The following is a 26,141-nucleotide window of genomic DNA, read 5'->3' on the forward strand; positions in this document are numbered from 1 at the left end:
ATGTGTTCGGCCTGGCACATTACGGGCAAGCGGGCGCGGCCGGGTCGGGTATTGCGCGGCTTTGCGCCTTGTTGCCCAAGAAGAGAAAAACCACCAGCGCAGTCAGGACGGTGATGGCGGACAGCAGCATCAACAGGGTTGAGAATGCGCCGCCGGCGGCCTGCGCCAAGGTCGCACGTCCGACGCCGGGCAGCAGGTGCGCGGCGCTGGAAAAGTCGCCCGCGATCAGTCGTTGGGCGGCGGTTGCCGCATGCGCTTCCTGGCCGGGGACGTGCCCCGCGATCTGGCCCGCGGTAAGCGTCCCAAGCACCGCGCTGACGATCGCCAGGGCCAGGCCTTCGCCTGCGACGCGGGTCGTGCTGAAAATGCCTGTCGCCATGCCTGCCCGCTCTATCGGCACGACGCTGACCGCCAGGCCGTCCATCAGGCCCCAGGGCAAGCTGATGCCGACGCCGATCATCAGCAGGGGCGCGATGGGTGCGTGGATGCCGGCGTGCCCCATCGCGACGCTTAGCCATGCGAGTCCCGCTGCGGAAACCAGCAGCCCGGCCGCGCAGATGGTCGCGGGCGCGAGCCAACGGGTGAGCAGGCCGGCGGCGACGGGCAGCACCACCAGCGGCGCGGACAGCGCGATCATCAAGCGTCCTGCCTGGATCTCGCGCATGCCCTCAATGGCGATGAAGTGGACCGGCAGCAGGATAAGCAGCACGACGAACGCATAGGCCGGCGCCGCGGCAAGCAGTTGCACGCCCAGAAAGCGCGGAAAGCGGAACAGGTCCAGGTCCAGCATCGGTCTCGCGGTCCGGCGTTCGATGACGGTGAAAGCCGCGAACAGCGTTGCGGCGCAAGCCAGCATTGCGATGGTCCAGGGATTGCTCCAACCCTCTTGCGGCGCGCGCATGATCCCGCAGGTCAGTAGTGTCAGGGCAGAGGTGAATGCCGCCGCTCCGGGCCAGTCCAGGCGCCCGGCCTCCGGGTCGCGCGTTTCGCGCAGGAACGCAGCGCCGACGACAAATGCCACGACGGCGACGCCGGTCACAAGCAGGAAGATGCTGCGCCATCCGAAATGCTCGATCAGCAAGGCGGAGGAGATCGGTCCGAACGACAAGCCGATGCCGAAGCTGGTGCCCAGCAGGCTGAACGCGCGGATGCGCTGTCGTCCGTTGAACTCTTGCGCCAGGGCAGCGGCGCCGGCGGAGAAGATCGCGGCGCCGCCCAAGCCCTGCGCGGCCCGCAGTAGATCGAAGCTTGTGATGCCCGGCGCGTACAGCAGGCCAATGGAGGCTGCGATGAAGGTCGCCGCGCCAGCAAGAAATATCCGGCGCCGGCCGAAGCGATCCGCCAGCGCGCCGGCCAACAACAGGGTGCTGCCGAACGCCAGCATGAAGGCGTTGGTCACCCAGTTCAACGCCTCGGCGGAGCCGCCCAGCGCATGGCTGATGGAGGGCAGCGCAACGGCGGGGCCGGTAAAGCTCAGCGGCATGGCGGCGGAAGCCAGGCATACGGCAAGCAGGATCAAGGCTTTCCGCCACGCGGCGTTTTGAGTTGAAGAGGGGGGCGTCATGGATGGGACATAAGAATTAAAGGGGAGACGACATTGAAGATAGCGGTATGTCAGTCTGCAAAAAATAGGCTAAAAATCCGTATATTCAGGAACAAAATTCTTTAATCGGAGCAATATGGATCGCCTGAGCGGGTTGATGCCGTTTGTGCGCAGCGCTGAGTTGGGGGGATTCGCCGCAGCGGGGCGCGACTTGGGGCTGTCGCCGTCGGCCGTCGGCAAGGCGGTCGCCAAGCTGGAAAAGGAGCTGCACGTGCGGTTGTTCCAGCGCAGTACGCGCCGGATGCAGCTCACCGAAGAAGGGCGGATTTTCCACGAGCGCTGCCGGCGCATCCTTGAAGATCTGGACGACGCCCACGCCATGCTGGCGCAGACGCTTGAAGTGCCGCGGGGGCGGCTGCGCGTCAGCACGCCGACCGTCAGCTACCACTTCTTGCTGCCGGCCCTGCGGGCGTTTGCGGCGCGTTATCCCGAGATCGAGCTCGACATCGATTTCAACGATCGCCTGGTGGACCTGATCGGCGAACGCGTCGACGTCGCTATCCGCAGCGGAAACCTGCCCGATTCGCGCCTGATGGCGCGCCCCGTTGGCCGGTACAGGATGATGCTGTGCGCGTCGCCTGAGTATCTGGCCCGGTATGGCATCCCGGCCTGCGTGCGGGACCTCGACCAGCATCTGGGCGTGCGGTTCCGGTTTACCGACACAGGCGTATTGCAGGATTGGCCCCTTCCGAAAGGGGCGGACGAGCCGGACTTCAAGGTTCGCACGGTGTTGACCTGCAACAACATGGAGGCGTTGCTGGGGGCCACCATCAAAGGGTTCGGCATTGGCTGGATGCCTGACTTCCTGGTCGACGACGCGATCGCCAATGGCGCCCTGCAAGCAGTGCTTGTCGAAGCGGTTCAAACCCAGGGGCAATTCCAGGCGATCTGGCCGTCAAGCCGCAACCTGTCGCCGAAAGTCAGGGTGTTCGTGGACTTCATGGCCCAGCGCCTGTTCAAGTAGGCGATGCCGGATTTCGTTGGGGCGCGCCTCTGCGGCCAAGCCGGATGGTCGCCTGCCGCGCCGCCATGCCGCCCTTGAAAAGCCCCTGATAGCCCCCACAACAGTAGGGTTTCCGGGATGCCGCGCAGCATTGCCGTCCCGGCACCCGTATTGTTATTTGTCCCTAATTTTTCCGACCTTCCCGTAAAACTATGAGCCAAACCGCCACGTCTTCCACGTCCGAAACCCTGGGGTTCCAGGCCGAGGTGAAGCAACTGCTGCACCTGATGATCCATTCGCTGTACAGCAACAAGGAAATCTTCCTGCGCGAGCTGGTGTCGAACGCATCGGACGCCTGCGACAAGCTGCGCTTTGAAGCCATCGACCAGCCCGAGCTGCTGGAAGGCAATGGCGAACTGGCCATTGCTGTCAGCTACGACAAGGCCGCCCGCACGATCACGATCTCGGACAACGGGATCGGCCTGTCGCGGGAAGAGGCCGTGTCCAACCTGGGCACGATCGCACGTTCCGGCACGCGGGAATTCTTTTCCCAACTGACGGGCGACAAGCAGAAGGATGCGCAACTGATTGGCCAGTTCGGCGTGGGCTTCTATTCGTCGTTCATCGTGGCGGACAAGGTCACGGTGGTCAGCCGCCGCGCCGGCGCCGCGGACGCGATCCAGTGGGAATCGGACGGGCAGGGCGAATTCACGATTGCCGCCGCCGAGAAGGCCACGCGCGGCACGGACGTGACGCTGCATTTGCGCGCCGACGAAGACGACCTCTTGAACGGCTGGAAGCTGCGCGAGATCCTGCGCCGCTACTCGGACCACATTTCCCTGCCCATCCGCATGGCCAAGGAAGAGTGGGATCAAGAGAAGGGCGAACAGGTCAAGACCGACGAACTGGAAACGGTGAACCAGGCCAATGCGCTGTGGGCCCGCAGCAAGTCGGACGTAACCGAGGAGCAGTACCGCGAGTTCTACAAGACGGTGTCGCACGACTACGACGACCCGTTGGCCTGGACGCACAACCGCGTGGAAGGCCGCAGCGAATACACGCAGCTGCTATACGTGCCCAAGCATGCCCCGATGGACATGTGGGACCGCGACGGCCGCCATGGCGTGAAGCTGTACGTCAAGCGCGTGTTCATCATGGACGATGCCGACCAGCTGCTGCCGTCGTACCTGCGTTTCGTGCGCGGCGTGATCGATTCGGCGGACCTGCCGCTGAACGTGTCGCGTGAAATCCTGCAGGAAAGCCGCGACGTGCGCGCCATCCGCGAAGGTTCCGCCAAGCGCATCCTGTCGCTGCTGGAAGACCTGGCCGAGAACAAGCCGGAAGACTACGCCACGTTCTGGTCGGAATTCGGCCAGGTGTTGAAGGAAGGCGCGGGCGAAGACTCGGCCAATCTGGAACGCATCGCCAAGCTGATGCGCTTTGCGTCCACGCATTCGGGCGACCAGGCGCAGACGGTGTCGTTCGCCGACTACGTGTCGCGCATGAAGGAAGGCCAGGACAAGATCTACTACGTGACGGCGGATACGTTTGCCGCGGCCAGCAACAGCCCGCATCTGGAGATCTTCCGCAAGAAGGGCATCGAAGTGCTGCTGCTGTCGGACCGCGTGGACGAATGGATGCTGTCCTACCTGCGCGAATTCGACGGCAAGTCGCTGGTGTCGGTAGCCAAGGGCGGCCTGGACCTGGCCGAACTGGCTGACGAAGAAGAGAAGAAGCACCAGGCCGAAGTGGCCGAAGACTTCAAGCCGCTGGTCGAGCGCCTGCAGAAGACGCTGGAAGAGCAGGTCAAGGAAGTGCGCGTGACCCTGCGTCTGGTGGATTCGCCGGCATGCGTGGTGGTGGGCCAGAACGAACTCAGCCCGCACCTGCTGCGCATGCTGAAGGCCGCCGGCCAGGAAGCGCCCAATGTGAAGCCGGTGCTGGAAATCAATCCGGAACACCCGCTGTTGGCCCGCATCCGCGCAGCGGAAGACGGCGAATTCGACCAATGGGCGCGTCTGCTGCTGGATCAAGCCTTGCTGGCCGAAGGCGCCCAGATCGCGGACCCGGCTGCCTTCGTGAAGCGCTTGAACGCGCTGCTGCTGAAGTAAACCGCAAGCGGATTGGAGAGAAAAGGGCGCCTGTGAGGGCGCCCTTTTTGTTGGCGTGGAAACTAAAATATTCCCGATCGGCAATTTGTCGCGCCTTGAGGCATGCGATTTGATGAAATCTTCCCGTTCGGGAATATTTCATCGAAATTGATCGATGAAGCGTAATAACTTCCCGATCGGTAATGAAAGTTGGTTTTTCCTCTGAAAGCACCATAAACTTACCGAACGGTAATTCAGGAGAGTCCCATGTCCCCGCAAGATGCATCTGATGGCATCCCGGCGATGCCCGTCGCGGTCCACTCTTCGGTCGAGTTAGGCGAACTGGTGAAGGCCGTGAGGCGTTCGCAAGGTTTGCTGCAGACCGACCTGGCCGGCCTGTCAGGCACGGGCAACCGTTTTGTGGTGGATCTGGAACGGGGCAAACCCACCCTGCAATTGCAGAAGGTGTTGGACATGCTGGATCTGCTGGGTCTTGAAGTGCAGGTGGCGCCCAAGCCTGCGAGTCTGCCATGACCGTCGCCGACGCCCTGGACCTGTATCAGGCCGACTGCAAGGTCGGCCGCTTGTTCGACGAACGCCCGCTGCGGTTTGTCTACGACGATGCGTGGTTGAACTCGCCCGGCGCGCGAGCCATCTCGCCAGCCATCGCGCTGAATGGACACGATCACGCGGGTGATGCCGTACATGCCTTCTTCGAAAACCTGCTGCCCGAAGGGCACGTCCGCAAGTTTTTGCAGATCAGCCGCCACGCGACGACAGTATTCGGCTTGTTGCGCAGCGTAGGGGGCGATACCGCCAGCGGACTGACAATACTGCCGCAAGGCGAACAACCGGCTCCTCCACATTACCGGCCTTCGACATGGCAGGAGGTGGCGGCGCGTTTGCGCAATGGGGCGGTGCCGGCGTTGGTGGCCGAGAACGCCGAGGGCGCGCGCATATCGCTGGCAGGCGCACAGGACAAGTTGCTGTTGATGGTGGCGCAGGATGGCTCGCCCGCGCTGCCTGAGGGAACGGCCCCGTCCTCGCATATCCTGAAGCCGGACATCCAGGGCCTGGACGGCGTGTGGGCGTCGGCCCTGAACGAAGCCCTGGTGATGCAACTGGCAGACAAGCTAGGGCTGGGCGTAGCGCAAGCCTGCTATCAGTCCGACACGCGCGCCTGCCTGATAAGGCGCTATGACCGTCTGCCCGACGGGCAAGGCGGGCTGTTGCGCTTGCACCAATTGGATCTGTGCCAATTGGCGGGAAAACCGTCCGATGTGAAGTACGAGGCGGACGGTGGACCGACGCTGGCGGACTGCTGCAAGCTGTTGAAGGCCATGAGCGTTGGCGCAACCGACTTGAAGCGGTTCCTGCAGTGGGTGATTTTCAATCTGTGCGTGGGCAATAACGATAGTCATGCCAAGAATCTGTCCGTGCTGCAGACCGCCGATGGACGCTATCGCCTGGCACCGTTCTACGATCTGATGTGCACGGCGATGTATCCGGGGCTGGCCAAGCATTTCGCGTTCGCCATCGGCGGTGAAATGAAGCCGGGCAATATTGGGCCGGCACAGCTTGACGCGATGGCCCACGACCTGGGCTTTAATCCGCGCTACGTCAGAGCAGTGGCGCGGGCGCTGATGGCCGAACTGCCGGCCGCATTGGATCAGGTGCAGTCATCCCTCCTGGAGCAAGCCGCCGCCGGCACCGAGCGCACGCTGATTGAACGCTTGGGCCGGTGGATCGCGTCCAACACGCGCAAACACGCTAAGCGGTGGGAATAAGCACCGCGTCCAGGGCCAGCGCGCCGCTGCCTTGCGGCAAGGCCAGCAGCGGGTTGATCTCGACCGAGCTGAAGTCGTTGCGCCGCGCGTAGGCGAAGCGCGACAGCGCGACCAGCGCATCGGCCAGCGCCTCGATATCGCACGGCGGCGTGCCGCGTGCGCCTTGCAGCAACGCATAGCCTTTGATTTCGCGAATCATCGACAGCGCCTGCTCGCGGCCAAACGGCGCCAGGCGGAAGCTGACGTCTTTCAGCACTTCCACGAAGACGCCGCCCAGCCCGAACATGACCACCGGCCCGAACACCGGGTCACAATGCACACCCGCGATGCACTCCACGCCTTTTTTTGCCATCGGCGCGACCAGCACGCCGTCGATGCGCGCGTCGGGGCGGTGGGTACGGACGCTGTCCAGGATGGCGGCATGGGCGCCGCGTACCCCATCGTCGCCGGACAGGCCCAGCTTCACGCCGCCCACGTCGCTCTTGTGAAGGATGTCGGGCGACACCACTTTCAGCACGACCGGGCCACCCATTCCGGCGGCGGCGCGTGCGGCCGCGTCGGCGTCGGCAGCCAGCGTGCAGTCGGGCACCGGCAGGCCGGCTTGGCGAAGCACGTCCATGGCTTGCACTTCGTTGTAGGAGGCCAGCAGCGGCGCTGTGGTTTGCACAGAAGGGATGGCCTGATCCGGGTCGGCATCCGGCTGCGCAGCCAGGCCCGCCACCGCGCCGATCGTACGGATCGCGGCGCTGGGGTCCGTGAATACCAGGGTGCCCAGCTTTTCCAGTTCGCGGCGGCGTTCGGGCGCAAACAGCGCGCTGATGGCCAGCGGCACGTCGGGCCGGCGTGCGCGCATTTCCCGGGCGAAGGTTTCGAAGGTGGGCCACAGGGCCTCGGACGAGCCGGCCGCGGCCAGGAAGACCGCCAGCGCGTCATAGCGGCCATCGGCCAGCATGTCTTCGGCGGTGGCCAATAGCAGCCCGGGTTCGGAGACGATCTGGCCGGTGACATCGACCGGGTTGCGGCCACTGGCGAACGGCACCCGTTCCAGCAGTCTGGCCTGCGCGTGGGCGGCGGGTTCGGGCAGCGACAACCCCGCGTCCTGGGCGTCGTCCGCCATCAGCGCGCCCACGCCGCCGGATATCGTGAAGATGCCCAGGCGTTTACCTTGGGGCAGTTGCTTCCAGGTGTCCAGCGCATAGCCCAGGTTGAAGAATTCTTCGATGGTGCGGGCGCGCACCGCGCCGTATTGGCGGAACAGGGCGTCATAGACCGCGTCGTCGCCCGCCAGCGCGGCGGTGTGCGAGGCGGCGGCCTGCGCACCGGCCTGGGTGCGGCCGATCTTGGTGACGACGACCGGCTTGCCGGCTTCGCGCGCCGCGGACAGGGCGCGGCGCAGCTTGTCGCCGTCGCGGCAGCCTTCCATGTACGTCATGATGACCCGCGTGTCGGCATCGCGGGCCAGCCATTCAATGCAGTCTGCCACGTCGACGTCGGCCTCGTTGCCGGTGCTGATCCAGTGCGACAGCCCTAAGCCCCGGTCGCGCGCCATGCAGTAGGCGTAGGCGCCGAACGCGCCGCTTTGCGACACCATCCCGATGCCGCCGGGGGCGACCGTGCCGTTGGCGGGGGCGGGGGAGAACGTGGCGTAGATGTTGCGCCGGATGTTCATGTAGCCCAGGCAATTGGGGCCCAGCAGCCGGATGCCGCGCTCGCGGGCGATGGCGCACAGCTGTTCTTGCATGGCGACGCCGGCGGCGCCGGTCTCCGAAAACCCGGAGGTGAACACCACGGCACCACCGACCTGGCCGGGCCGTGCCTGTTCCAGCGCTTGCGCGGCAAGCGCTGCAGGTACGGCCAGAATCACCAGATCGGCCTCGCCGTCCAGTGCCGCCAGATCGGGCGTCGCGGGCAAGCCCTGAATGGATTCCGCACGCGGGTTGATGGGCAGGATGCGGCCGTCGTAGCCATGCTGGCGCAGCAGGCTGACGGGCATGGCGCCGATCTTGCCGGGCGTGGCGGATGCGCCGACGATGGCGATGCTGCGCGGGTTGAACAAACGGGTCAGCGAGGAATCGGGATTCTGGGTCATGGTCTGGGCAAGAAGGTTCAGCGAACGCAAGCGGGATACGCGTTCAGGAAAAACGCACGACGCTTCGGCCGGTGCTGCCGCGTTCCAGCATGGCGGCCAGCGCCTGGGGCAGGTCGCGGGGTTCGATCACGCGCGAGGCAAGGTCCAGGCGCGCGGGGCGGTAGTCGGCGGCCAGCTTTTGCCACAGCGCGCGGCGCAGCGGCATCGGGCTGTTGGCGTTGATGCCCAGCAGCTTGACGCCGCGCAGGATGAACGGAATGACCGAGGCGGGCAGGTCGGCCCCACCGGCATTGCCGAAGGCGGCGGCGACCCCGTCGGGCCGCAGGCTGGCCAGGGCGTGGGCCAGCAGTTTGCCGCCCACGGAATCGATGATGCCGGCCCAACGGGTGCTCATCAGCGGTTTCTGCGGACCTGACAGGTCGGGCGGCGCGATGACCTCGGCGGCGCCGAGCGACCGCAGATAGTCGCCGGCCTCCGGTTTGCCGGACATGGCGCACACCGTGTAACCGCGCTGGCTGAGGATGTCGATGGCAATGCTGGCGACGCCGCCCGTGGCGCCCGTCACCAGCACTTCGCCTTGTTCGGGTGTCAGCCCGCAGTGCTCCATCCAGTGCAGCGACAGGGCGGCGGTGTAGCCGGCAGCGCCCAGCACGGCGGCGTCGCGCAAGCTGATGGCGGGTGGCAGGGGCAGTACCCAATCGTGGCGCACGCGTGCGTATTCCGCATAGCCGCCGTCGCAGTCCACGCCGATGCCAAAGCCGTGCACCACGACTTCCTGCCCGGGTGGCAGCGCCGGTTCCGCGGAATGCACGACGGTGCCCGAGAGGTCGATGCCGCCGATGCGCGGATAGTCGCGGACGACGTTGCCGCGCCCGGCTTGCGCCAGCGCATCCTTGTAGTTCAGGCCGGCGTAGGCCACCTTGATCAAGGTATCGCCGGCGGACAGCTGATCTACCGTCAACGTGTCGAAGCGGCCTTGCGGGGCCTCGCCGGCCGGGCCGGCATGCAGGCGATAGGCCTGGAATTCTGGAGTGCTCATGGGGGTCTCCTTCAGGCGGTCAGGCGTGCGCCAGCAGGCGGCGCGCCAGCGTGGCGCGATGCAGTTCGTTGGCGCCGTCGTAGATGCGGAACGGGCGCATTTCCTGCCAGATCATGGCCACGGGGGTGTCGTCCGACAGCCCCGCCGCGCCCATCATCTGCACCGCGCGGTCGGCCACGCGGTTCACGGCTTCGGACACGAAGACCTTGGTCATGGCGCTGTGCTGCTTCACCGAAAGCCCTGCGTCCATGCGACGGGCGCAATCCAGCGTCATCAGCCGGCTGGCGTGCAGGTCGATGTGCGAATCCGCCACCATGGCCTGGATCTGCTGCAGGTCGGCCAGGCGCGAGCCGAAGGATTCACGCTGCACGACGTAGGCCTGCGCGGTGTCCAGCGCCCGGCGGGCGCGGCCGATGTAGCGCATGCAGTGCGACAGGCGGGCGGGCTCCAGCCGCAATTGCGCGTATTCCAGGCCGCGGCCGGGTTCGCCCAGCACGGCGTCGTCGCCGACTTCGCAGCCGTCCAGTTCGATCTCGGCGTGGCCGCCGATCTGGTAGCCCGTGACCATGCCGATATCGCGCACGACGCGATAGCCCGGGGTGTTGGCAGGCACCACGAACAGGGTGGCGCCCGCGTCCGTTTGCGCCAGCACCAGCGCGAAGTCCGCGCCCACGCCACCGCTGATGAACTGCTTGTGCCCGTTCAGCACCCAGCGCTGCCCGCGCCGTTCGGCGCGGGTGCGCAGCATGGACGGGTCGGAACCGGCGCCCGGCGCGGGCTCGGTCATGGCAAAGCAGGCGCGCTGTTCGGCGCGGACCAGGGGCCGCAGGTAGCGCTCCTGCTGGGCGGGCGTGCCCAGGCGCAGCAGCGTCAGCATGTTGGGTTGATCGGGGGCGGCGCAGTTCAGGGCGGCAGGCCCCAGGAACCCGCGTCCTGCCGCCTCCAGCACCTGGGCCAGCGCACTCCAGCCCAGGCCCAGCCCGCCCCATTCGACGGGCAGTTGCGGCGCATACAGGCCCGCCTGGCGCGCCTGGTCGCGCAGGCGCGCCACGCATCGGTCCAAGGCGGCGACGTCCCGCGCGATGGCAGGAGATTCCGCGGGGATGGCGACCTCGTCCACGAAGCGGCGCACGCGTTCGCACAGGTCTGCGATGGCGTCGGTGTCAGGGGCTTGATCCGCCGGCATGGCGGTCGGATTGGCGGCGCTCATTGGATCTTGGTCCCGGTGGACTGCACCAGCTTGCCCCACCAAACGGTTTCGTCGGCGATCTGCTTGGCGAATTCGGTGGGCGAGCTACCCAAGGGCTCTGCGCCCAGTTCCTGGAAGCGGGTGCGCAGTTGCGGATCCTGCAAGGCCTTGACCACGGCGGCGTGCAGGCGGTCGACCACGGCCGGGGGCGTGCCCGCCGGCGACATCAGGCCTTTCCAGGCCATCACCACGAATCCCGTCTGGCCGGCTTCGTCGAACGTGGGGATATCGGGGGCGGCGGAAGCGCGCTGGTCGCTGGGCACGGCCAAGGCGCGGATCGTGCCCGCCTTCACCTGCGGCAGCAGTGCGGGCATGTTGTCGATCATGAAGTCGATATGGCCGGCCACCAAGTCGGTGATGGCCGGGCCCGTGCCCTTGTAGGGCACATGCTCGGCTTGCAGGCCGGCCTGTTGCTTCAGCAGTTCTCCGGCCAGTTGGGCGGGAGATCCGTTGCCGGGCGACCCGAAAGACAGTTTGCCGGGATTGGCGCGGGCATATTGCAGGAATTCCTGCAGGGTCTTGGCGGGCAGGGACTTCGTCACCACCATCAGGTTGTGCTCTTTTTCGATGCAGGTGATGGCGGTCAGGTCCTTGGCCGGATTGAACGGCATGTTGGCGTACAGGCTGGGATTGATGACGGTGGGGCCGGCCGCGGCCAGCAGCAACGTGTAGCCGTCGGGAGCGGACCGGGCGACGAAGTCTCCGCCGATGTTGCCGCCGGCCCCCGGCTTGTTTTCAACGATGACGGGCTGGCCCAGGATGGGGTGCAGCGCTTCGGCCAGCAACCGCCCCAGGATGTCGGTCGAGCCGCCGGGAGCGAACGGAATGATCAATCGGACGGGCTTGTCGGGATAGGCGGCCGCGGCCTGTGGCGCGACCGCGGTGAACGCCAGCGCGGCCACCGTGGCGGCGATCCATTTGGGCAGGTGCTTGTGCAGCATGTCAGTCTCTCCTTTGGTTCAAGGCCTGTTTCGGGGTACAGGCCCGGTGGGCCGCAGGCTTCTACTGGCTGCGGTCCCGGGTTCGCCCAAGCCTAGCGGCCGGGCGTGTAACCTGCCTGGGTCAGCGTATGGCGGGCGATGGTCAGTTGATGGATCTGGCTCGTGCCTTCGTACAGGCGGAACAGGCGCACGTCGCGATAGAAGCGTTCAATGCCCTGGTCGGCGATGTAGCCGTACCCGCCATGCATTTGCACGCAGCGGTCCGCCACGCGCCCGCACATTTCCGACGCGAAGTATTTGCAGATCGAGGCGTTTAGCGTCACGTCCTGGCCGGCGTCGCGTTCGCGCGCGGTTTGCAGCACCAGCGCCAATGCCGCCTGGATTTCCGTCTGGCAGTCGGCCAGCATCGCCTGGATCAACTGGAAGTCCATCAGCGGCTTGCCGAACTGCTGACGCTCGGCCACGAAGCGCATGGTGTCGTCCAGCATGCGGATGGCCGGGCCGATGCACAGCGCGGCCAGATGGATGCGTTGCTTGTTCAGGACTTTCATGGCCGTCTTGAAGCCCATGCCGGCCTGGCCGCCGATGATGTTGGCGGCGGGCACGCGGCAGTTGTCGAAATGGACGGACGACACGGGCGACCCGGCCTGGCCCATTTTTTCGTAAGGCTGGCCGGTAGATAGCCCGGGCGTGCCGCGTTCCACGATGAAGGCCGAGATCCCCTTGGCGCCGGGCGCATCGGGATCGGTGCGCGCCATGACGGTGAACAGACCGGCCAGCGGTGCATTGGTGATGAAGCACTTTTCGCCATTCAACACGAAGCTGTCGCCCTCGCGCACGGCGGTCGTGCGTAGCGCCGTGGCGTCGGATCCCGCCTGCGGTTCGGTCAGCGCGAAGCATCCCGTCAATTCGCCGGACGCCATCCTGGGCAGGTAGCGTTCCTTCTGCTGCTCGGTGCCGTCGGCCACCAGGGCCTCGGAACCGATGCCGGTATTGGTGCCGACCCGCGCGCGGAATGCCACGGAACATTGCGACAGTTCGATCGCGGCCCGGATCAGTTCTTCGGTGCTCATGCCCGCGCCGCCGTAGGCCTCTGGGATCGAGTAGCCGAACATGCCCTGGGCGGCCATGGCGCGCACCAGATCGTCGGGCACCTCGTCCAGGCGGGCCACTTCGGCTTCGCGGGGCACGAGCTGTTCGCGGACAAAGCGTCGCAGCGATTCCAGGAAGGCGGGGAAGCCGTCAGGGTCTCTGATCATGAAATGTCTCCATTTTTCTAGTTGCGGCGCCTGCCGGATTGGGATGTCTGGTCCGGGGCGACTGATGATTCAGGCTAGCAAAGCGCCGCCCAATGCGAGACAAGTGTTTCGCTATCTTGAACGTGCGGCGCGCCGGAACCGCGTGGCCTTGCTCTATCATCGGCATCAGGGCCCCGCGCGTCCGACGCGGCGCCGACTTCCGGATTGCGACCATGACCACGCCCCTGGGCGGCCGCCACCCTGACCCCGCATTCGCCACCACGCTGGCCCATGGCCTGTCGCTGTTGCAGACCTTCCGGCATGGCGAACCGGCGCTCAGCAACCGCGAACTGTCCGACCGCACCGGTCTGTCCAAGGCGACGATCTCGCGGCTGACCTCGACGCTGGTGCAACGCGGCCTGCTGCGCTACGACAGCAGCCTGCGCCGCTACCGGCTGGGCACGGCGCTGTTGTCGTTGAGCTACCCGCTGCTGGCCAGCATCAAGCTGCGGCAACTGGCGCGGCCCCTGATGACCCGGTTGGCGAATTCGGCAGGCGGTTCGGCGTCACTGGGCATGCACCATGGCATGCACATGGTGTATCTGGAGACCTGCCGCGGCCATGACGCCGTGGCATTCCGCCCCGATATCGGCGCCATGCTGCCCCTGCTGCAGTCCGCCATGGGACGCGCCTGGCTGGCGCAGGCCGACGCCGGGCAGGCCGAGTCGCTGCTGGAGGCATCGCGCCAGCAGGACCCTGCGGCGTGGCAGCGCAATGTGGCTGGCTGGGAGCAGGCGCGCCGCGACTACGCCCTGCATGGCTATTGCCTGGCCGAGGGCGACTGGCACACCGATGTGCACGCCGTGGCCGTGCCCATGCGCCGGCGCGTGGACGGGCAAATATTCGTCTTCAACTGCGGCGTGCCCGTGCGGCGGCTGCGTGGGGGGGATCTGCGCCGGCGCATCGCGCCGCGCCTCGTCAGCCTGGTGGCGCGGGTGGAAAAAATGCTGGAGCGTCAGGATGGCGCCTGACCGCGATCGCGACTTTGCGACCACCTTGGCGCACGGCATCGATATCCTGGCGTGTTTCCGGGCGGATCGTCCCGAACTGGCCAACAAGGATTTCGCGCTGCAGACCGGCTTGTCCAAGAGCGCGGTGGCGCGCTTGACGCACACGCTGGTGGAATTGGGTTTCCTGCAGCGGTCGGGGCCGCCTGCCCGGTATCGGCTGGGTGCGTCGGTGCTGGCGCTGAGCTACCCCTTGCTGGCCAGCATGCAGATCCGCCAACTGGCGCGGCCGTTGATGAAGCAATTGGCCGACCACGCCTGTGGCGCGGTGTCGTTGGTGGTGCGCGACCGCCTGCAGATGGTGTTCGTCGAAACCGCCCGATCCAACGACGCCTTGCAGACGCGTCCGGACATCGGCGGGTCGTTGCCGCTCTTGGCCAGTGCCGCCGGCAAGGCCTGGCTGTGCCGGGCGCCGGACAGCGAACGGGCGGCCGTGCTGAACCAGCTGCGCGTAGCCGACGCCGGTCACTACGCCCAGCATTTCGCCAGCCTGGAGACTGCTGCCCGCGATCTGGAGCGCAAGGGCTATTGCGGCAACAACATGCAGTGGCGCCCGGACGCCTTCGGCTTTGCAGCGCCGCTATGCCGCCCCTACCAGTCGCTGTTGTACGTATTCAACTGCGGCGTGCCGTCAGGCGATGGCCCTTACCGGGAACGCGCGGCGGACATCGGGCCCCGATTGGTGGCCCTGGCGCGGGAAACGGAGCAGTTGCTGGGGCTTTCCTGACCGGATTCGTGACCCCAAGTCAAAAGTGTTTACCCGTCAGACGGCTTTTTCCGCAAGGATGCAGCCGTCATACTGCAGCCCTGTCTCCCCGATATGCCCGCCAATTCTGGCCGGCCACGCCCCAGGGACACCCTGCCGGCGCGATCGAACCCAAGGAACCTGCATGAACCCGCAAGATACCCAACCGGTGAAAGCCGGCCTGCCGTTGTTGGCGCTCGCCGTCGGTGCGTTTGGCATCGGCGTGACCGAGTTTTCCCCCATGGGCCTGCTGCCCGTCATCGCCGAGGGCGTGAACGTGTCCATTCCCAGCGCGGGCATGCTGATCAGCGCCTACGCGATCGGCGTGATGGTCGGCGCGCCGCTGATGACCTTGGCGTTTTCGCGCTGGTCGCGGCGCAAGGCGCTGATCCTGCTGATGGCGATCTTCACCATCGGCAATATCCTGTCTGCCCTGTCCCCGAATTACACGACGCTGCTGCTGGCGCGTCTGGTCACCAGCCTGAACCATGGCGCTTTCTTCGGTCTGGGCTCGCTGGTGGCGGCCAGCGTGGTGCCGCGCCACAAGCAGGCGAGTGCGGTGGCGACCATGTTCATGGGCCTGACCATCGCCAACGTGGGCGGCGTGCCCGCCGCGACGTGGCTGGGGCAGGTAATCGGCTGGCGCATGTCGTTTGCGGCCACCGCCGTGCTGGGCCTGATCGCCATGCTGTCCTTGTGGTTCGCGTTGCCGGCGGGTGAAGCCGGACGCCGTCCCAACGTGCGCCATGAGCTGGCCGTGCTGAAGAGCCCCGTCGTGCTGCTGGCGCTGTTGACCACGGTGCTGGGCGCAGGCGCCATGTTCACGCTGTACACCTATATCGCCCCGACCCTGGCGGACATCACCGGCGCATCGCCCGCCTTCATTACTGGCATGCTGGTGCTGATTGGCCTGGGCTTCACGCTGGGTAACGGCCTGGGTGGCCGCATGGCCGACCGCTCGCTGGATGGCACGCTGATCACGTTCCTGGTGATCGTCATCATCGACCTGCTGGCGTTCCCGTGGATCGGTTCCACCCCTGTCGGCGCGGCGATTTCGCTGCTGATCTTCGGTGTGGCCACTTTCGCCGTGGTGCCGCCGCTGCAAATGGGCGTGATGCGGGCCGCGACCGATGCGCCTGGCTTGGCATCGTCGGTGAACGTGGGTGCCTTCAACCTGGGCAATGCGGTCGGCGCCGCAGCGGGTGGCGCGGTGATTTCGGCCGGCATGGGTTATGCCGCCGTGCCGATCGCCGGCGCCGTCATCGCCGTGGCTGGTCTGGTGCTGGTGCTGTTGCAGCGCGCCGCCAATCAGCGCCGCAGGCTGGCCGTGCAGGGCTGCTGAGCCCTGCGCGGATTGCCGGCCCGGGTCGACCGGGCCGGTTTTTTTTGTCTAGAAATCGAATGACGCCACCAGCTCGTAAGTCCGCCCGGGCGCGACCAGGACCTGCCCGGTGTCGCGTCCGCCGTAGTACGCATACAGCTTGTCCGTCAGGTTGCGCACTCGGAATGTCAGCAGGGCGGGCCGGATCCGGTAGCTGACGGCCGCATCCACGGTGGTGTAGCCGTTAATGCGGATCTGGTTGGCGCGGTCGGTGTATATCTTGCCGGTGTGGTTCAGGCCGACGAACAGATTCATCGGCACGTCCTTGAAGCGATAGTTGGCGTACAGATTGAGGATCCGCTCGGGCACGTTCGGCGGCGTGTTGCCGATGCGCGACGTGCCATCGCCTTCGATCAGGGAATCATAGCGGGCATTCAACATGGCGACGTTGCCCGACAGCGTGAACTGGGGCGTGACGCGCCAGTCGGCCGAGAGCTCCACGCCGCGTGAAGATTGCTTGCCGTTGTTCACCGTCAGGGCGGCGTTGGCCGGGTCGCGCGAGAGCACGTTGTCCAACGTGATGTGATAGACGGCCGCCGTCCACTCCACATTGTCCAGGCTTTGCTTGAAGCCCAGTTCCCATTGCTCGCCCTTGGACAGCGGGAAGTCCGCGTTGGACTGTGACAGCAGGAACAGCGAGCCCACGGGCAGCGTGGCGTTGGTGTATTGCGCGTAGACCGACGACGAGGGCGTCAGGTCCACCACCGTGCCCAGGCGCGCGGAGCTGGCGGAGTACCGCGTGCCGAATTCGCTGCGCGTGCCGGCGTTCAGGTCGGTCACGCTGCGGTCCACGCGGATTCGGTCGTACCGGTAGCCGGCCACGACGGTCCACGGGTCGGCAAGCTTGAGCGAATCTTCCAGGAACAGCGCCGCGCCCCGCACGTCCGTCGAAAAGTCGGTGCGGTTGCCGGGGCCGCTCATCAATGCGGGGTCATCGTTGTAGTAGCCCACATCCGGCTGGCGCAGTGAGACGCGCAGCGCGTCGCCCGTGGCGGCGGCCCTGTTCGAGAAGCGCCGTTCGCTATCCAGGCGGGTCTTGCTGAGTTCGCCGCCAATCACGAATTTGTTCTGCAAGCCGGCGATCTGGCCGGCATGCGTCGCGTCGAAGCGGTCGATCATGTAGCGTTGATTGTGAGTGATCGTCGTCTGGTCGCGATCCACCCACGACGGCGCGCGGAACACGGCGGACTCAGAGTTCTTCCACAGGCGGTCGACCTTATTCACCGCGAATTCGTTGCGCAGGCTCCAGGCCGAGGTCAGGTTGTGGGTGGCCCGCGCCCGCAGCCAGTAGGCCTCCGCTTCGTTTCTATCATCCAGCACGTTGTAGTTGTTGCGCACGAGGTCCCGGTCCAGCACGCGGCCGTCGGGCGTGCTGACGACGCCGGTGGGCGATGTGGCGACGCTGCGCGGAACAAGCGGCGTGCCCCAGTAGGCGTGCCCGGTATCGCGGGAATAGTCGAACGACAAGTCCAGGCGGGTGGCAGGGGCCACGTCGAAGGCGACGCCTGTGGTCAGATGGTCCAGCTTGTTGGTGTTGCGTTCGATGGTGCCGACTTGGGTCTGGTTATGGCTGTAGTCGATGCGGTAGGCGCCGGTCTCGCCAAAATTGTCGCCCAAGCCGATGCCGGTGCGCGTGGTGCCATAGCTGCCATAAGACACCATCGCTTCGCGGCCGGGGTTGTCGCGGTCGGGACGCTTGGTCTGGAAATTGACGATGCCACCGATGGCGCTGTCGCCCTGCAGCACGGACGCCGGGCCCTTCAGCACTTCGATGCGTTGGTAGTTCCAGGTGTCCTGGACGCGGTTGGTCGAGCCGGCGCCGGACATGCGCAGGCCGTCGTACAGGTAAAGGATGTCGGTAAAGCCGCGCGAAGACAGCGTGGTGGGCGACGAAGGCGGGCCGCCGCCCGCCATGCCGGTCGCGCCGCGCAACGCTTCGCTCAGCGTGCTGGCGCCGCGTTGACGCATCGCTTCCTGCGAGACGATTTCCACTGACGCAGGGGTTTCACGCAGCGTCAGGCCTAGACGCGACGCCGTGCCGCTTTTGGCGTTCAACCCCAGGCCTTCCGTTTCGCCGGCGGCTTCGACGCGGATGGCCGGCAGCTCATTGTCTCCTTCCTGCGCTTGAACGGCAGGCACGGTTGTGCACGCCGCGATCGCGGCGGCGGATACGACTTTCCTCATGATCTTTCCCGATGGACTTGATGAGTGATGGGTAAACGTGGGGAGTCAGACGACGCGGTAACGGCGCAACCGCCACGCCGCAAGACCAAGCAGAAGCAAGGCCGGCGTCAGCAGTTGCAGCAGCGCCCGCAGCGCCTGCGTGCGGACGGCGCCGCGATTTTCCTCTTGCCAATGGAACGCCGGCATGGCCGAAAAATCCGCGGCGGTGATGGCGCGTCCGTGTTCGATGCGGGGCAGGAAAAACGCCTTCCAGGCCTGGTGATAGGTGTCGATCTGCGCCATGAAATGGGCGTGCCTGCGTTGCCCCGTGCCCGCCAGCGCGGTGATCCCTTCATAGGCCACCGCTGCGGGAGACAACACGCTGTAGCGCGCCACCAGTGCTTGCTGGCGTTTGAGCTGCGCCTCGAAGCGCGCAAGTTCCGGCGCCATGGTGTCGTCCACCTGGCGTTCGACCCGAGCCTGCCCCAAGGGGCGTCCGCTGATGTGAATGGTGCCGTCGCGGGGCATCAGCGCATCGGGCTTGTCCATGTGTTCGTAGTCGGAGGACAGCAGCGCCGCATTGGCATGCATGGCCTCGGCGGTCGCCACGCGGGTGCGCGTGGCCAATTCGGCGCGCGACGGGGCAGGGCTGGCGAACGCGGCCGCGATGTTCAGCAGCACAGGCGTCACCAGAACCAGTGCGACCCACCCCACCATCAGCATCATGGCATTGGCCGCGGACGATTTGCCGAAGGCGTTGACTGCGACAACCGCAGAGAACCAGAACAGCGCATAGGCGCCGACCAAGAGCACCCACCAGAGCGTGGCGTCCGCCGCCTGCAAGACCTGGGGGCGGGCGATCAGCAATACGGCAAGCGGCGTCAGTACGGCCGCACCCAATAGCACGGCCGCTCGCACCGCGATCTTGCCCGCGATCAGCGTGGCCAGGGCCAGCGGTTGCGATAGCAGCAGCCGTAGCGTGCCGTCTTCCCTTTCGCCGGACAGCAGGTTGTAGCCCAACGCAAAGATCAGCAGCGGCAGCAGGTAGACCACGACGAACGCCAGGTCGAAGTGCCCGCTGAGCAGATGCCACGGGTTTTCGATGTCGTTGTTATGGATGAAGTTGACCTTGCTTTGATAGGTCACGCGAAACTGGGACGGGAACAGGTCCGTCTGCCCCAACGCCACGGGTGCCATGGCGACGCTGGGCATGATGGCGTAGTGCGCGCCCAGGCCACCGCCCATGTTGGCCGGGCTGGCGGGGTTGCCGAACGGCGTTGGCTTTTCGATGCCGGCCATGATGCGGTTCAACTGCGCCAGCTGTTCGCCGCGTGCCTGGGTATCGGCGTTTGTCAGCGCCGTCTGGGCGTTGTCGCGCAGGGACGTCTGCAGCAAACCGTTGAAGACGGCGTAGCCGACCAACAGCAGGAACAGGCCGCCGGCGATCCATAGCAGGCGCTCTTTGGCCATCAAGCGCAGTTCGTGCCGGACGATCAGCCGGAAACGGGGAAACTGGAAAGCGTGCACCGGAGAGGCTCCTACAGGGGTTGCTGCCGGGTCACGGCGCGCCACGCAAAGGCCATGCTCAACAGCAGGCCGACGCACAGCATCAGCACGCCCATGGCGCCGCGCTGCAACGCCCAGCCGGCCGTCGGCGTCTGATACTGGAATTCAGGTACGCGCGCCCAGAGTTCGGGATCGGCCTGATACGAAAAGTGCGCGTGGTCTTGGGTGTCTGCGTGCTGCACCAGGTCTTGGCTGACGATGTCCTGGATGACGCGCCGCTGCTGTTCGGCGGCCACGGTGAAGTTCCGGTGGTGCGCGAAGTCGGTGCCGGCCATGGCGGCCGAGAACGCGCGGATGGCCAGCATGGGCATCAGCCATCCCGCGCCTTCCTGCACCGTCTGCTGCCGTTCCCACGTATCCCACAATCCGCCGAAATGGCGGTCGTAGACGGCATAGCTGGACTGATCATCCAGCTTCAGGGCCAGGCCCCATTTATTCAGCGGCACATCGCGGCTCCAGCGTTCCGTGGTGCCGAAAGCCTGCATCCAGACGCGGTCGGACGTCGCTTTCAGGTCGGTGTTCAGCGCCTGGTTGAATTCCAGCCGCGTCGGGCTGGGATACAGGGCACGCGACAGCTCGGCCATCACGCGGGGCGCCACGACGGTGTTGGCGATCCAGACGGCCAGCAGAAGCGTGATGGCGATGCGGGAGGAACGGGCCGCGGCCGACACGCCCAGGGTGATGAAGACGAAGGCCGCCAGATACAGCGCATATCCGGACGCCAGTGCCACGAACCGCCACAACGCATCGGCACGCCCGCCGGCGATCCAGACGGCGCCTGCCGCGACTAGCGCCGCGGGCGCCAGCAACAGTCCCAGGCTCATGCCCAGCGCCGCCGCCTTGCCCCACAACAGGCGCCAGGGAGCAACGCCCAGGCTCAGCGTCTGGCGCAGGATGCCCTGTTCGCGTTCGCCAGAAAAGGCGTTGAATCCCAAAACGATGACCAGCAGCGGCCCCAGCGCTTGCAAGATCCACGCGGCCGACAGGTCGCCAAAGCGCTGCAGCCCCGTGGCGTCCTGCGCGGGCCGGAACTTGACTTCACTTTGGCGATGAGCCTGCAGCCACACCGTGCTGCCGATGTACGGGTTGATGCCGGGGTCCAGCAAGGACAGCGCCGCCTCGGGCTTGAAGACGTGCATGCCCTGATGCGCCGCGTCATGCGGATGGCGTGCGCCTTGGCGCAACCAGTCGCGGTAGTCGGCATTCTGCGCGGCGGCCTGTTCGGCGCGCGCGTCCTGCTGGTGCGAATAGCCCACGGCCAGCGCTGTCAGCAGCAGCAGGGCCACGACGCCACCCGCCCAGTAAAGCCGACCGTCGCGCAAGCGTTCGCGCAGATCCTTGAGCGCGATCAGCAGGATCATGCGTCGGCCCTCATGTGGTCCAGGTACAGGGCTTGCAGGTCGGTCGCGGCGATCTGCCGGCTGTCCAGGCTGTCGACCAGCCGGCCACGCTTCATGATGCCGACGCGGGTCGCCGTCTGCCGGGCGTGGAACAGGTCGTGCGTGGTGGCCAGGATGGCCACGCCGGATTCGCTGGCCCGCTGCAGCAGCCGGGTGAATTCGGCTGCTGCCGACGGATCCAATCCAGAGGTCGGTTCGTCCAGCAGCAGAGCGCGGGCGTTCTTGGCCAGCGCCACCGCGATCCAGACCTTCTGGCGCATGCCTTTGGAATACGCCGCGACGCGCTTGTCCGCCGCGGCGGCGTCCAGCCCGACCTCATCCAGCAGCGCCATCAGGCGCTCGCGCGGCAGGACGCGCCCCAACGCCAGCGCGGCGAAGTAGCTCAGGTTCTCCAGCCCGGTCAGCGTGCCGTAGAGGTTTACCTGTTCCGGGATGTATGCCACGTGCTGCTTGGTGGCCAGGGGCTCGCGCACCACGTCCAGGCCATGGATCAGCGCCTGCCCGCCGTCAGGCTGAATGAAGTTCAGAAACAGGTTGATGGTAGTGGTCTTGCCGGCGCCATTGGCGCCCAGCAAGCAATAGATCTCGCCCGGTTCGATGCACAGATGCAGCGGATGCAGCGCGATCTGGTCGCCGTAGCGTTTGGTCAGGCCGATGGCTTCGAGCACTACGGATCCTTCTTCGTTCAGGGGTGTCAATAATAGTATGTTATATCATAACTAAAAAGGGCGAATCTGCGGCGATACGTGGCGGCGCTTGAGCCGCCGCATTGGGATCGCCTGGTAATGCCGTCTGACATCGCCTTCCCGGATCAGAGAGCGTGAAGGTTTTCCCTAGGTTGTGCTCGTCAGTCTCTTGTCTAGTCTTGTATAGACAAGAGGCCTTGTGCTGCGCGCCCTGTAGACGGCGGCATCCGGGGGGCTCTTGCAACAGCCAGACTCAAGGGGAACCCGTGGGAAGAACTGCCGCAGCTAGCGCCAGCCAGCGCGCCCGGCCAATACCGGAAAGCCGGGCCGGAAACCGTCGGGTGATCGTGGGTGCCAGTCTTGGCAATGGGTTGGAGATATTCGACTTCACGGTGTATAGCTTTTTCGCCAGCGTGATCGGAAAGCTGTACTTTCCCAGCGACTCGGCCTATGGCTCGCTGTTGATGGCCGTGGCGGTCTTCGGCGTGGGCTTCGTCATGCGGCCGCTGGGCAGCATGGTGCTCGGGGCCTATGCGGACCGCAAAGGAAGAAAGGCCGCGATGCTGGCGACCATCATGCTGATGGGGGCAGGCACGGCCCTGATCGCGTTTGCCCCCACTCATGCGCAGATCGGCGTGTTCGCGCCAGGCTTGATCATCGCGGGACGCCTGCTGCAAGGGTTCGCAGCCGGCGGAGAGGTCGGGGCGGCCACCACGCTTCTGCTGGAATCCGCTGGCGCCAACCAGCGTGGATTTTTTGTCAGCTGGCAGTCCATCAGCCAGGGCATCGCCGCGTTGCTGGGCGCGTCATCGGGCTTGCTGCTGACCTCGGTGCTGCCGGAAGACGCGCTGTATTCCTGGGGGTGGCGCGTGCCCTTCGTCCTGGGCCTTCTGATCATCCCGGTCGGCGTCTACATCCGGCGCAACATCCACGAGACTTACGTCGGCGACGAGGACGCCTCCAAGGGCAAGGCCCCCGTCCGGGCGATGCTGTCGAACCACACACGCGATCTGGTGCTGGGCATTCTGATGATCATGTCTGGCACGGTGATGGTGTACGTCGTGCTTTTCTACATGCCGACGTACATGATGCAGACCCACCACATTGCGGCGCCCACCGCCTATCTGTTCAGTTGCCTGGCGGCGATCGTGCAGGTGGTGTCGGTCTATGGCGCGGGACGATACGTAGACCGGGTCAAGAACAGCAAGAAGGCCATGATCGTTTCAATCCTGATCGGCATGACGATGGCCTATCCCACCTTCCGCTTGCTGGCGCTTCCCGGCTATCTGTGGCTGGCTGTCATATTCCGCATGCTGCTCATCGTGGCCCTTGGCGTGAACATGCTGACCAGCACCATGTTGATCGTTCAAGCGCTGCCGCGCGCCGTGCGGGCCACGGGCATGGCCATGATCTATGCGTTCGGCGTCACGATCTTTGGCGGATCCGCGCAACTGGTCGTCACATGGCTGTTGAAGGCGACGGGAAACGCCATGGCGCCCGCCTGGTACGTGATCGGCATGCTGGCTGTCAGCCTTGCCGCCACCTGCATGTTCAAGGAACGCCGTGGCGAATAGCCACAGGGAAAAGGCCGCATGAGGAGACCGACGGCATGAAAGACCTGCATCGAAAAATTGTTCCCGGGTTGGTGGATTCGTTCGAAGACATCAAGCGCATCCGCCGGGACATCCACCGGCATCCTGAACTGGGCTATCAAGAGCAACGCACCAGCGCGATCGTGGCGGACTACCTGGAGCGCTGGGGCTACCGGGTGCGGCGCGGGGTGGGGGGAACCGGTGTGGTGGGCACACTGCAGGCGGGGGACGGCAATCGGTCGATCGGGCTGCGCGCGGACATGGACGCCCTGCCCATCAGCGAAGCCAGCGGGCAATCTCATTCCAGCGTGCACGAAGGCGTCATGCACGCCTGCGGCCACGACGGCCACACGGCGACGCTGCTGGCCGCGGCCAAGCACCTGGCAGCCACTCGTGCGTTTTCCGGCACGTTGAATCTGATCTTCCAGCCCGCCGAGGAAGGCGGCGCCGGCGCGTTGGCGATGCTGAACGACGGGCTCTTCGATCACGCGCCTTGCGATTCCGTGTACGCCCTGCACAACTATCCGACGCCAACGCTGAAGGTCGGGCAGATGGCCATCGGCACGGGGGCGATCATGGCCTCGGTCGACAGCCTGATCGTGGTCGTCAGCGGCAGGGGCGGACACGCGGCCTCGCCGGAGTTCACGTGCGACCCCATCGTGGCCGGCGCGGCCATCGTCCAGGTGCTGCAGACGATCGTCTCGCGCAATGTCAGCCCTTACCGCTGCGCGGTCGTCAGCGTCACCAGTATTCACGCGGGCGGCGCGTTCAACGTGATTCCAGGCGAGCTCGAGATGAAGCTCTCGGTCAGGACTTACGACGAAGCGCTACGCAGCCAGGTGCTGGCCCGCATCCACGATATCGTCCAAGCCCAGGCCGCCAGCTTCGGCGCCAATGCGCGCGTGGTTGAGGCGGCGGCGCGCTATCCGGTGCTGGTGAATGCGGAAACGGCGGCACAAGCGGCCCGTGAGGTCGCCACGCGGCACTTCGGCAAGGACTACGTGGTGGTGGACCATCCGCCAATTCTGGCGGCAGACGATTTCGCGTTCATGGCGCAGAAAGTGCCGGGTTGCTATATCAATATCGGGGCGGGCGAAGGGCCCGCGCTTCACAACGCCCGATACGATTTCAACGACGACCTGATCCTGGTCGGCGGCAGCTTCTGGGTGCATCTGGCGCAAACGCTGTTGCGCTAGGGGAAGGCGGGCCCGGGTGCCAGGCCCGGGCCGCGGGATCAAGCCTCGATCCGCTCCACTTTCCCCACCAGCAGGATGTACGACAGCGCGCCCAGCAAAGCCAGCGACGATACGTACACGATGGCCGGCGCGAAGCTGTCTTTCGACACCAGGAAGCCGATCACGATCGGCGTGCAGATCGACGACAGGTTGCCGACGAAGTTGAAGACGCCACCAGTCAGGCCCAAGAGGCGCACCGGGGCCAGCGTCGACACCAGCGACCACGTGATCGACGCCAGTCCGTTGCCGAAGAAGGCGACAGCCAGGAAGAAGATCACCCACGGCGTGGAATCGGTGAAGTTGGCGCCGATCATCGACGTCGAGATCAAGAGGCCCAGGATGATGGGCAGCTTGCGCGCCAGGCCAACGGTGGCGCCGCGGCGGATCAGGAAGTCGGACAGCACGCCTGAGCACAGCACGCCCACAAACGCCGCCAGGAAAGGCACCGACGCCAGGAAACCCGACTTGATGAAATCCATGCCGCGGTACTTCACCAGATAGGTGGGGAACCACGTCAGGAAGAACCACAGCGTGGACGTCAGGCAGAACTGGCCCAGGTACACGCCCCAGAGCTTGCGCTTGGTCATCACCAGCGCCAGGTCATTCCAGTCGAACGGCGCCTTCTTGGCTTTGACGTTGCGGTCCAGGTCGATGACGCCGCCGCCTTTCTGGATGAGCTCAAGCTCGGCCGCGTTGGCGCCTTTGAACTGGCGCGGTTCGCGGTAGATCAGGTACCACAGCACGCCCCAGACGATGCCCAGCAAGCCGGTGCTGACAAACACCATGTGCCAGCCGTAGTGGTGCTGCAGCCAGGCCAGCACGGGCGTCAGGAACGCCAGGCCGACGAACTGGCCCGACGTATAGAAGCCGATGGCGGTGGCGCGTTCCTTTTCCGGGAACCAGGTGGTGACGACACGGTTGTTGATCGGGTAAGCGGGCGCTTCCAGCGCGCCGACTGCCAGGCGCAGCACGAACAGGATGACGAAGCTGCCGGCGAATCCCATGAAGAAGGTGGCGGCCGACCACAGGATCAGCGCCGCGGCGTACAGCACGCGGGGCGACACGCGGTCCACCAGCCAGCCGCCGGGGATCTGCATAGCGGCGTAGGTCCAGCCGAAGGCGGACAGGATCAGGCCTTCATGCACCGTGTCCAGGCCGAACTCGTCCTTGAGCGCGGGCGCGGCGATGGACAGGTTGCTGCGGTCCAGGTAGTTGATGACGACGGTGATGAACAGCATCACCATGATGAGGTAGCGGCTGCGGGTAGGCCGCTGGGCGCTTTGCAGGCCCGCGTGGGTGGCGGTGGACAAGGTTGTCTCCTCTCTCT

At 65.7% G+C, this 26,141-nt stretch carries 20 protein-coding genes; 9 read left to right on the forward strand and 11 right to left on the reverse strand.

Annotation, left to right across the window (positions count from 1 at the left end; all coding sequences use genetic code 11):
- Window positions 1-19: 19 nt before the first annotated feature.
- Window positions 20-1,519 carry an MFS transporter gene (locus AC27VE_RS03645; protein ID WP_488703056.1) on the reverse strand — a complete coding sequence of 500 codons (1,500 nt, stop codon included), beginning with the start codon at window positions 1,517-1,519 and terminating at the stop codon, window positions 20-22.
- Window positions 1,520-1,679: 160 nt separating this feature from the next.
- On the opposite strand from AC27VE_RS03645, the gene AC27VE_RS03650 reads away from it, so the two are divergent.
- From AC27VE_RS03650 to AC27VE_RS03665, 4 genes are all read left to right on the forward strand, one after another.
- On the forward strand, window positions 1,680-2,567 hold the full coding sequence (locus AC27VE_RS03650) for a LysR family transcriptional regulator (RefSeq protein WP_427958195.1): 888 nt from the start codon (window positions 1,680-1,682) through the stop codon (window positions 2,565-2,567).
- 191 nt (window positions 2,568-2,758) lie between these two features.
- On the forward strand, window positions 2,759-4,657 hold the full coding sequence (gene htpG / locus AC27VE_RS03655; protein WP_488703057.1) for a molecular chaperone HtpG: 1,899 nt from the start codon (window positions 2,759-2,761) through the stop codon (window positions 4,655-4,657).
- Window positions 4,658-4,903: 246 nt separating this feature from the next.
- The gene (locus AC27VE_RS03660) at window positions 4,904-5,170 is read left to right on the forward strand and encodes a helix-turn-helix transcriptional regulator (protein ID WP_006222417.1); all 267 of its coding nucleotides are present in this window, start codon (window positions 4,904-4,906) and stop codon (window positions 5,168-5,170) included.
- Window positions 5,167-6,423, forward strand: a complete 1,257-nt coding sequence (locus AC27VE_RS03665; RefSeq protein ID WP_006222416.1) for a type II toxin-antitoxin system HipA family toxin — start codon at window positions 5,167-5,169, stop codon at window positions 6,421-6,423. The genes AC27VE_RS03660 and AC27VE_RS03665 overlap by 4 nt, the downstream gene beginning before the upstream one ends.
- Here the strand turns inward: AC27VE_RS03665 and AC27VE_RS03670 are convergent.
- The 5 genes from AC27VE_RS03670 to AC27VE_RS03690 form a co-directional block, all read right to left on the reverse strand.
- On the reverse strand, window positions 6,407-8,512 hold the full coding sequence (locus AC27VE_RS03670) for an acetate--CoA ligase family protein (protein WP_488703058.1): 2,106 nt from the start codon (window positions 8,510-8,512) through the stop codon (window positions 6,407-6,409). The two genes, AC27VE_RS03665 and AC27VE_RS03670, sit on opposite strands and share 17 nt — an antisense overlap.
- Before the next feature lie 43 nt (window positions 8,513-8,555).
- On the reverse strand, window positions 8,556-9,551 hold the full coding sequence (locus tag AC27VE_RS03675; RefSeq protein ID WP_488703059.1) for an acrylyl-CoA reductase family protein: 996 nt from the start codon (window positions 9,549-9,551) through the stop codon (window positions 8,556-8,558).
- Between the two features lie 19 nt (window positions 9,552-9,570).
- On the reverse strand, window positions 9,571-10,761 hold the full coding sequence (locus tag AC27VE_RS03680; RefSeq protein ID WP_488703060.1) for an acyl-CoA dehydrogenase family protein: 1,191 nt from the start codon (window positions 10,759-10,761) through the stop codon (window positions 9,571-9,573).
- Complete coding sequence (locus tag AC27VE_RS03685) at window positions 10,758-11,741, reverse strand: Bug family tripartite tricarboxylate transporter substrate binding protein (protein ID WP_488703061.1); 984 nt, start codon at window positions 11,739-11,741, stop codon at window positions 10,758-10,760. The genes AC27VE_RS03680 and AC27VE_RS03685 overlap by 4 nt, the downstream gene beginning before the upstream one ends.
- A 92-nt stretch (window positions 11,742-11,833) precedes the next feature.
- Window positions 11,834-13,000: an acyl-CoA dehydrogenase family protein gene (locus AC27VE_RS03690; protein WP_488703062.1), complete on the reverse strand. Its 1,167-nt coding sequence runs from the start codon at window positions 12,998-13,000 to the stop codon at window positions 11,834-11,836.
- A 212-nt stretch (window positions 13,001-13,212) separates the two neighbouring features.
- On the opposite strand from AC27VE_RS03690, the gene AC27VE_RS03695 reads away from it, so the two are divergent.
- From AC27VE_RS03695 to AC27VE_RS03705, 3 genes are all read left to right on the forward strand, one after another.
- Window positions 13,213-14,010 carry an IclR family transcriptional regulator gene (locus AC27VE_RS03695; RefSeq protein WP_427958189.1) on the forward strand — a complete coding sequence of 266 codons (798 nt, stop codon included), beginning with the start codon at window positions 13,213-13,215 and terminating at the stop codon, window positions 14,008-14,010.
- The gene (locus AC27VE_RS03700) at window positions 14,000-14,773 is read left to right on the forward strand and encodes an IclR family transcriptional regulator (protein ID WP_280026666.1); all 774 of its coding nucleotides are present in this window, start codon (window positions 14,000-14,002) and stop codon (window positions 14,771-14,773) included. Before AC27VE_RS03695 ends, AC27VE_RS03700 begins: the two co-directional genes overlap by 11 nt.
- 163 nt (window positions 14,774-14,936) lie before the next feature.
- Window positions 14,937-16,133, forward strand: a complete 1,197-nt coding sequence (locus tag AC27VE_RS03705; RefSeq protein ID WP_488703063.1) for an MFS transporter — start codon at window positions 14,937-14,939, stop codon at window positions 16,131-16,133.
- Window positions 16,134-16,181: 48 nt separating this feature from the next.
- On the opposite strand, the gene AC27VE_RS03710 is transcribed toward AC27VE_RS03705, so the two are convergent.
- The 4 genes from AC27VE_RS03710 to AC27VE_RS03725 are packed head-to-tail and all read right to left on the reverse strand — an operon-like array spanning window position 16,182 to window position 21,969.
- Complete coding sequence (locus AC27VE_RS03710; RefSeq protein ID WP_488703064.1) at window positions 16,182-18,356, reverse strand: TonB-dependent receptor; 2,175 nt, start codon at window positions 18,354-18,356, stop codon at window positions 16,182-16,184.
- 45 nt (window positions 18,357-18,401) lie between these two features.
- Window positions 18,402-19,862, reverse strand: coding sequence for an ABC transporter permease subunit (locus AC27VE_RS03715; protein ID WP_488703065.1), 1,461 nt, complete (start codon window positions 19,860-19,862; stop codon window positions 18,402-18,404).
- 11 nt (window positions 19,863-19,873) lie between these two features.
- Window positions 19,874-21,262: an ABC transporter permease subunit gene (locus tag AC27VE_RS03720; protein ID WP_488703066.1), complete on the reverse strand. Its 1,389-nt coding sequence runs from the start codon at window positions 21,260-21,262 to the stop codon at window positions 19,874-19,876.
- Window positions 21,259-21,969, reverse strand: coding sequence for an ABC transporter ATP-binding protein (locus AC27VE_RS03725; protein ID WP_488703067.1), 711 nt, complete (start codon window positions 21,967-21,969; stop codon window positions 21,259-21,261). Before AC27VE_RS03725 ends, AC27VE_RS03720 begins: the two co-directional genes overlap by 4 nt.
- Window positions 21,970-22,334: 365 nt before the next feature.
- On the opposite strand from AC27VE_RS03725, the gene AC27VE_RS03730 reads away from it, so the two are divergent.
- On the forward strand, window positions 22,335-23,561 hold the full coding sequence (locus AC27VE_RS03730) for an MFS transporter (RefSeq protein WP_488703068.1): 1,227 nt from the start codon (window positions 22,335-22,337) through the stop codon (window positions 23,559-23,561).
- Window positions 23,562-23,596: 35 nt separating this feature from the next.
- A complete protein-coding gene (locus AC27VE_RS03735) occupies window positions 23,597-24,775 on the forward strand; it encodes an amidohydrolase (RefSeq protein ID WP_488703069.1) in 1,179 nt (392 codons plus the stop codon).
- A gap of 38 nt (window positions 24,776-24,813) precedes the next feature.
- Here the strand turns inward: AC27VE_RS03735 and AC27VE_RS03740 are convergent, their stop codons facing one another.
- Window positions 24,814-26,124 carry an MFS transporter gene (locus tag AC27VE_RS03740; RefSeq protein WP_006222401.1) on the reverse strand — a complete coding sequence of 437 codons (1,311 nt, stop codon included), beginning with the start codon at window positions 26,122-26,124 and terminating at the stop codon, window positions 24,814-24,816.
- Between the last annotated feature and the right edge of the window lie 17 nt (window positions 26,125-26,141).

The organism is Achromobacter sp. 18P8.1.1, from assembly GCF_057799415.1.

What these genes read in the sequence shown, in the direction of transcription:
- AC27VE_RS03650 (WP_427958195.1), top strand. Translation starts at nt 1,680, where the DNA reads ATGGATCGCCTGAGCGGGTTGATGCCGTTTGTGCGCAGCGCTGAGTTG.
- htpG (WP_488703057.1), top strand. Translation starts at nt 2,759, where the DNA reads ATGAGCCAAACCGCCACGTCTTCCACGTCCGAAACCCTGGGGTTCCAG.
- AC27VE_RS03660 (WP_006222417.1), top strand. Translation starts at nt 4,904, where the DNA reads ATGTCCCCGCAAGATGCATCTGATGGCATCCCGGCGATGCCCGTCGCG.
- AC27VE_RS03665 (WP_006222416.1), top strand. Translation starts at nt 5,167, where the DNA reads ATGACCGTCGCCGACGCCCTGGACCTGTATCAGGCCGACTGCAAGGTC.
- AC27VE_RS03670 (WP_488703058.1), bottom strand. Translation starts at nt 8,512, where the DNA reads ATGACCCAGAATCCCGATTCCTCGCTGACCCGTTTGTTCAACCCGCGC.
- AC27VE_RS03675 (WP_488703059.1), bottom strand. Translation starts at nt 9,551, where the DNA reads ATGAGCACTCCAGAATTCCAGGCCTATCGCCTGCATGCCGGCCCGGCC.
- AC27VE_RS03680 (WP_488703060.1), bottom strand. Translation starts at nt 10,761, where the DNA reads ATGAGCGCCGCCAATCCGACCGCCATGCCGGCGGATCAAGCCCCTGAC.
- AC27VE_RS03685 (WP_488703061.1), bottom strand. Translation starts at nt 11,741, where the DNA reads ATGCTGCACAAGCACCTGCCCAAATGGATCGCCGCCACGGTGGCCGCG.
- AC27VE_RS03690 (WP_488703062.1), bottom strand. Translation starts at nt 13,000, where the DNA reads ATGATCAGAGACCCTGACGGCTTCCCCGCCTTCCTGGAATCGCTGCGA.
- AC27VE_RS03695 (WP_427958189.1), top strand. Translation starts at nt 13,213, where the DNA reads ATGACCACGCCCCTGGGCGGCCGCCACCCTGACCCCGCATTCGCCACC.
- AC27VE_RS03700 (WP_280026666.1), top strand. Translation starts at nt 14,000, where the DNA reads ATGGCGCCTGACCGCGATCGCGACTTTGCGACCACCTTGGCGCACGGC.
- AC27VE_RS03705 (WP_488703063.1), top strand. Translation starts at nt 14,937, where the DNA reads ATGAACCCGCAAGATACCCAACCGGTGAAAGCCGGCCTGCCGTTGTTG.
- AC27VE_RS03710 (WP_488703064.1), bottom strand. Translation starts at nt 18,356, where the DNA reads ATGAGGAAAGTCGTATCCGCCGCCGCGATCGCGGCGTGCACAACCGTG.
- AC27VE_RS03720 (WP_488703066.1), bottom strand. Translation starts at nt 21,262, where the DNA reads ATGATCCTGCTGATCGCGCTCAAGGATCTGCGCGAACGCTTGCGCGAC.
- AC27VE_RS03735 (WP_488703069.1), top strand. Translation starts at nt 23,597, where the DNA reads ATGAAAGACCTGCATCGAAAAATTGTTCCCGGGTTGGTGGATTCGTTC.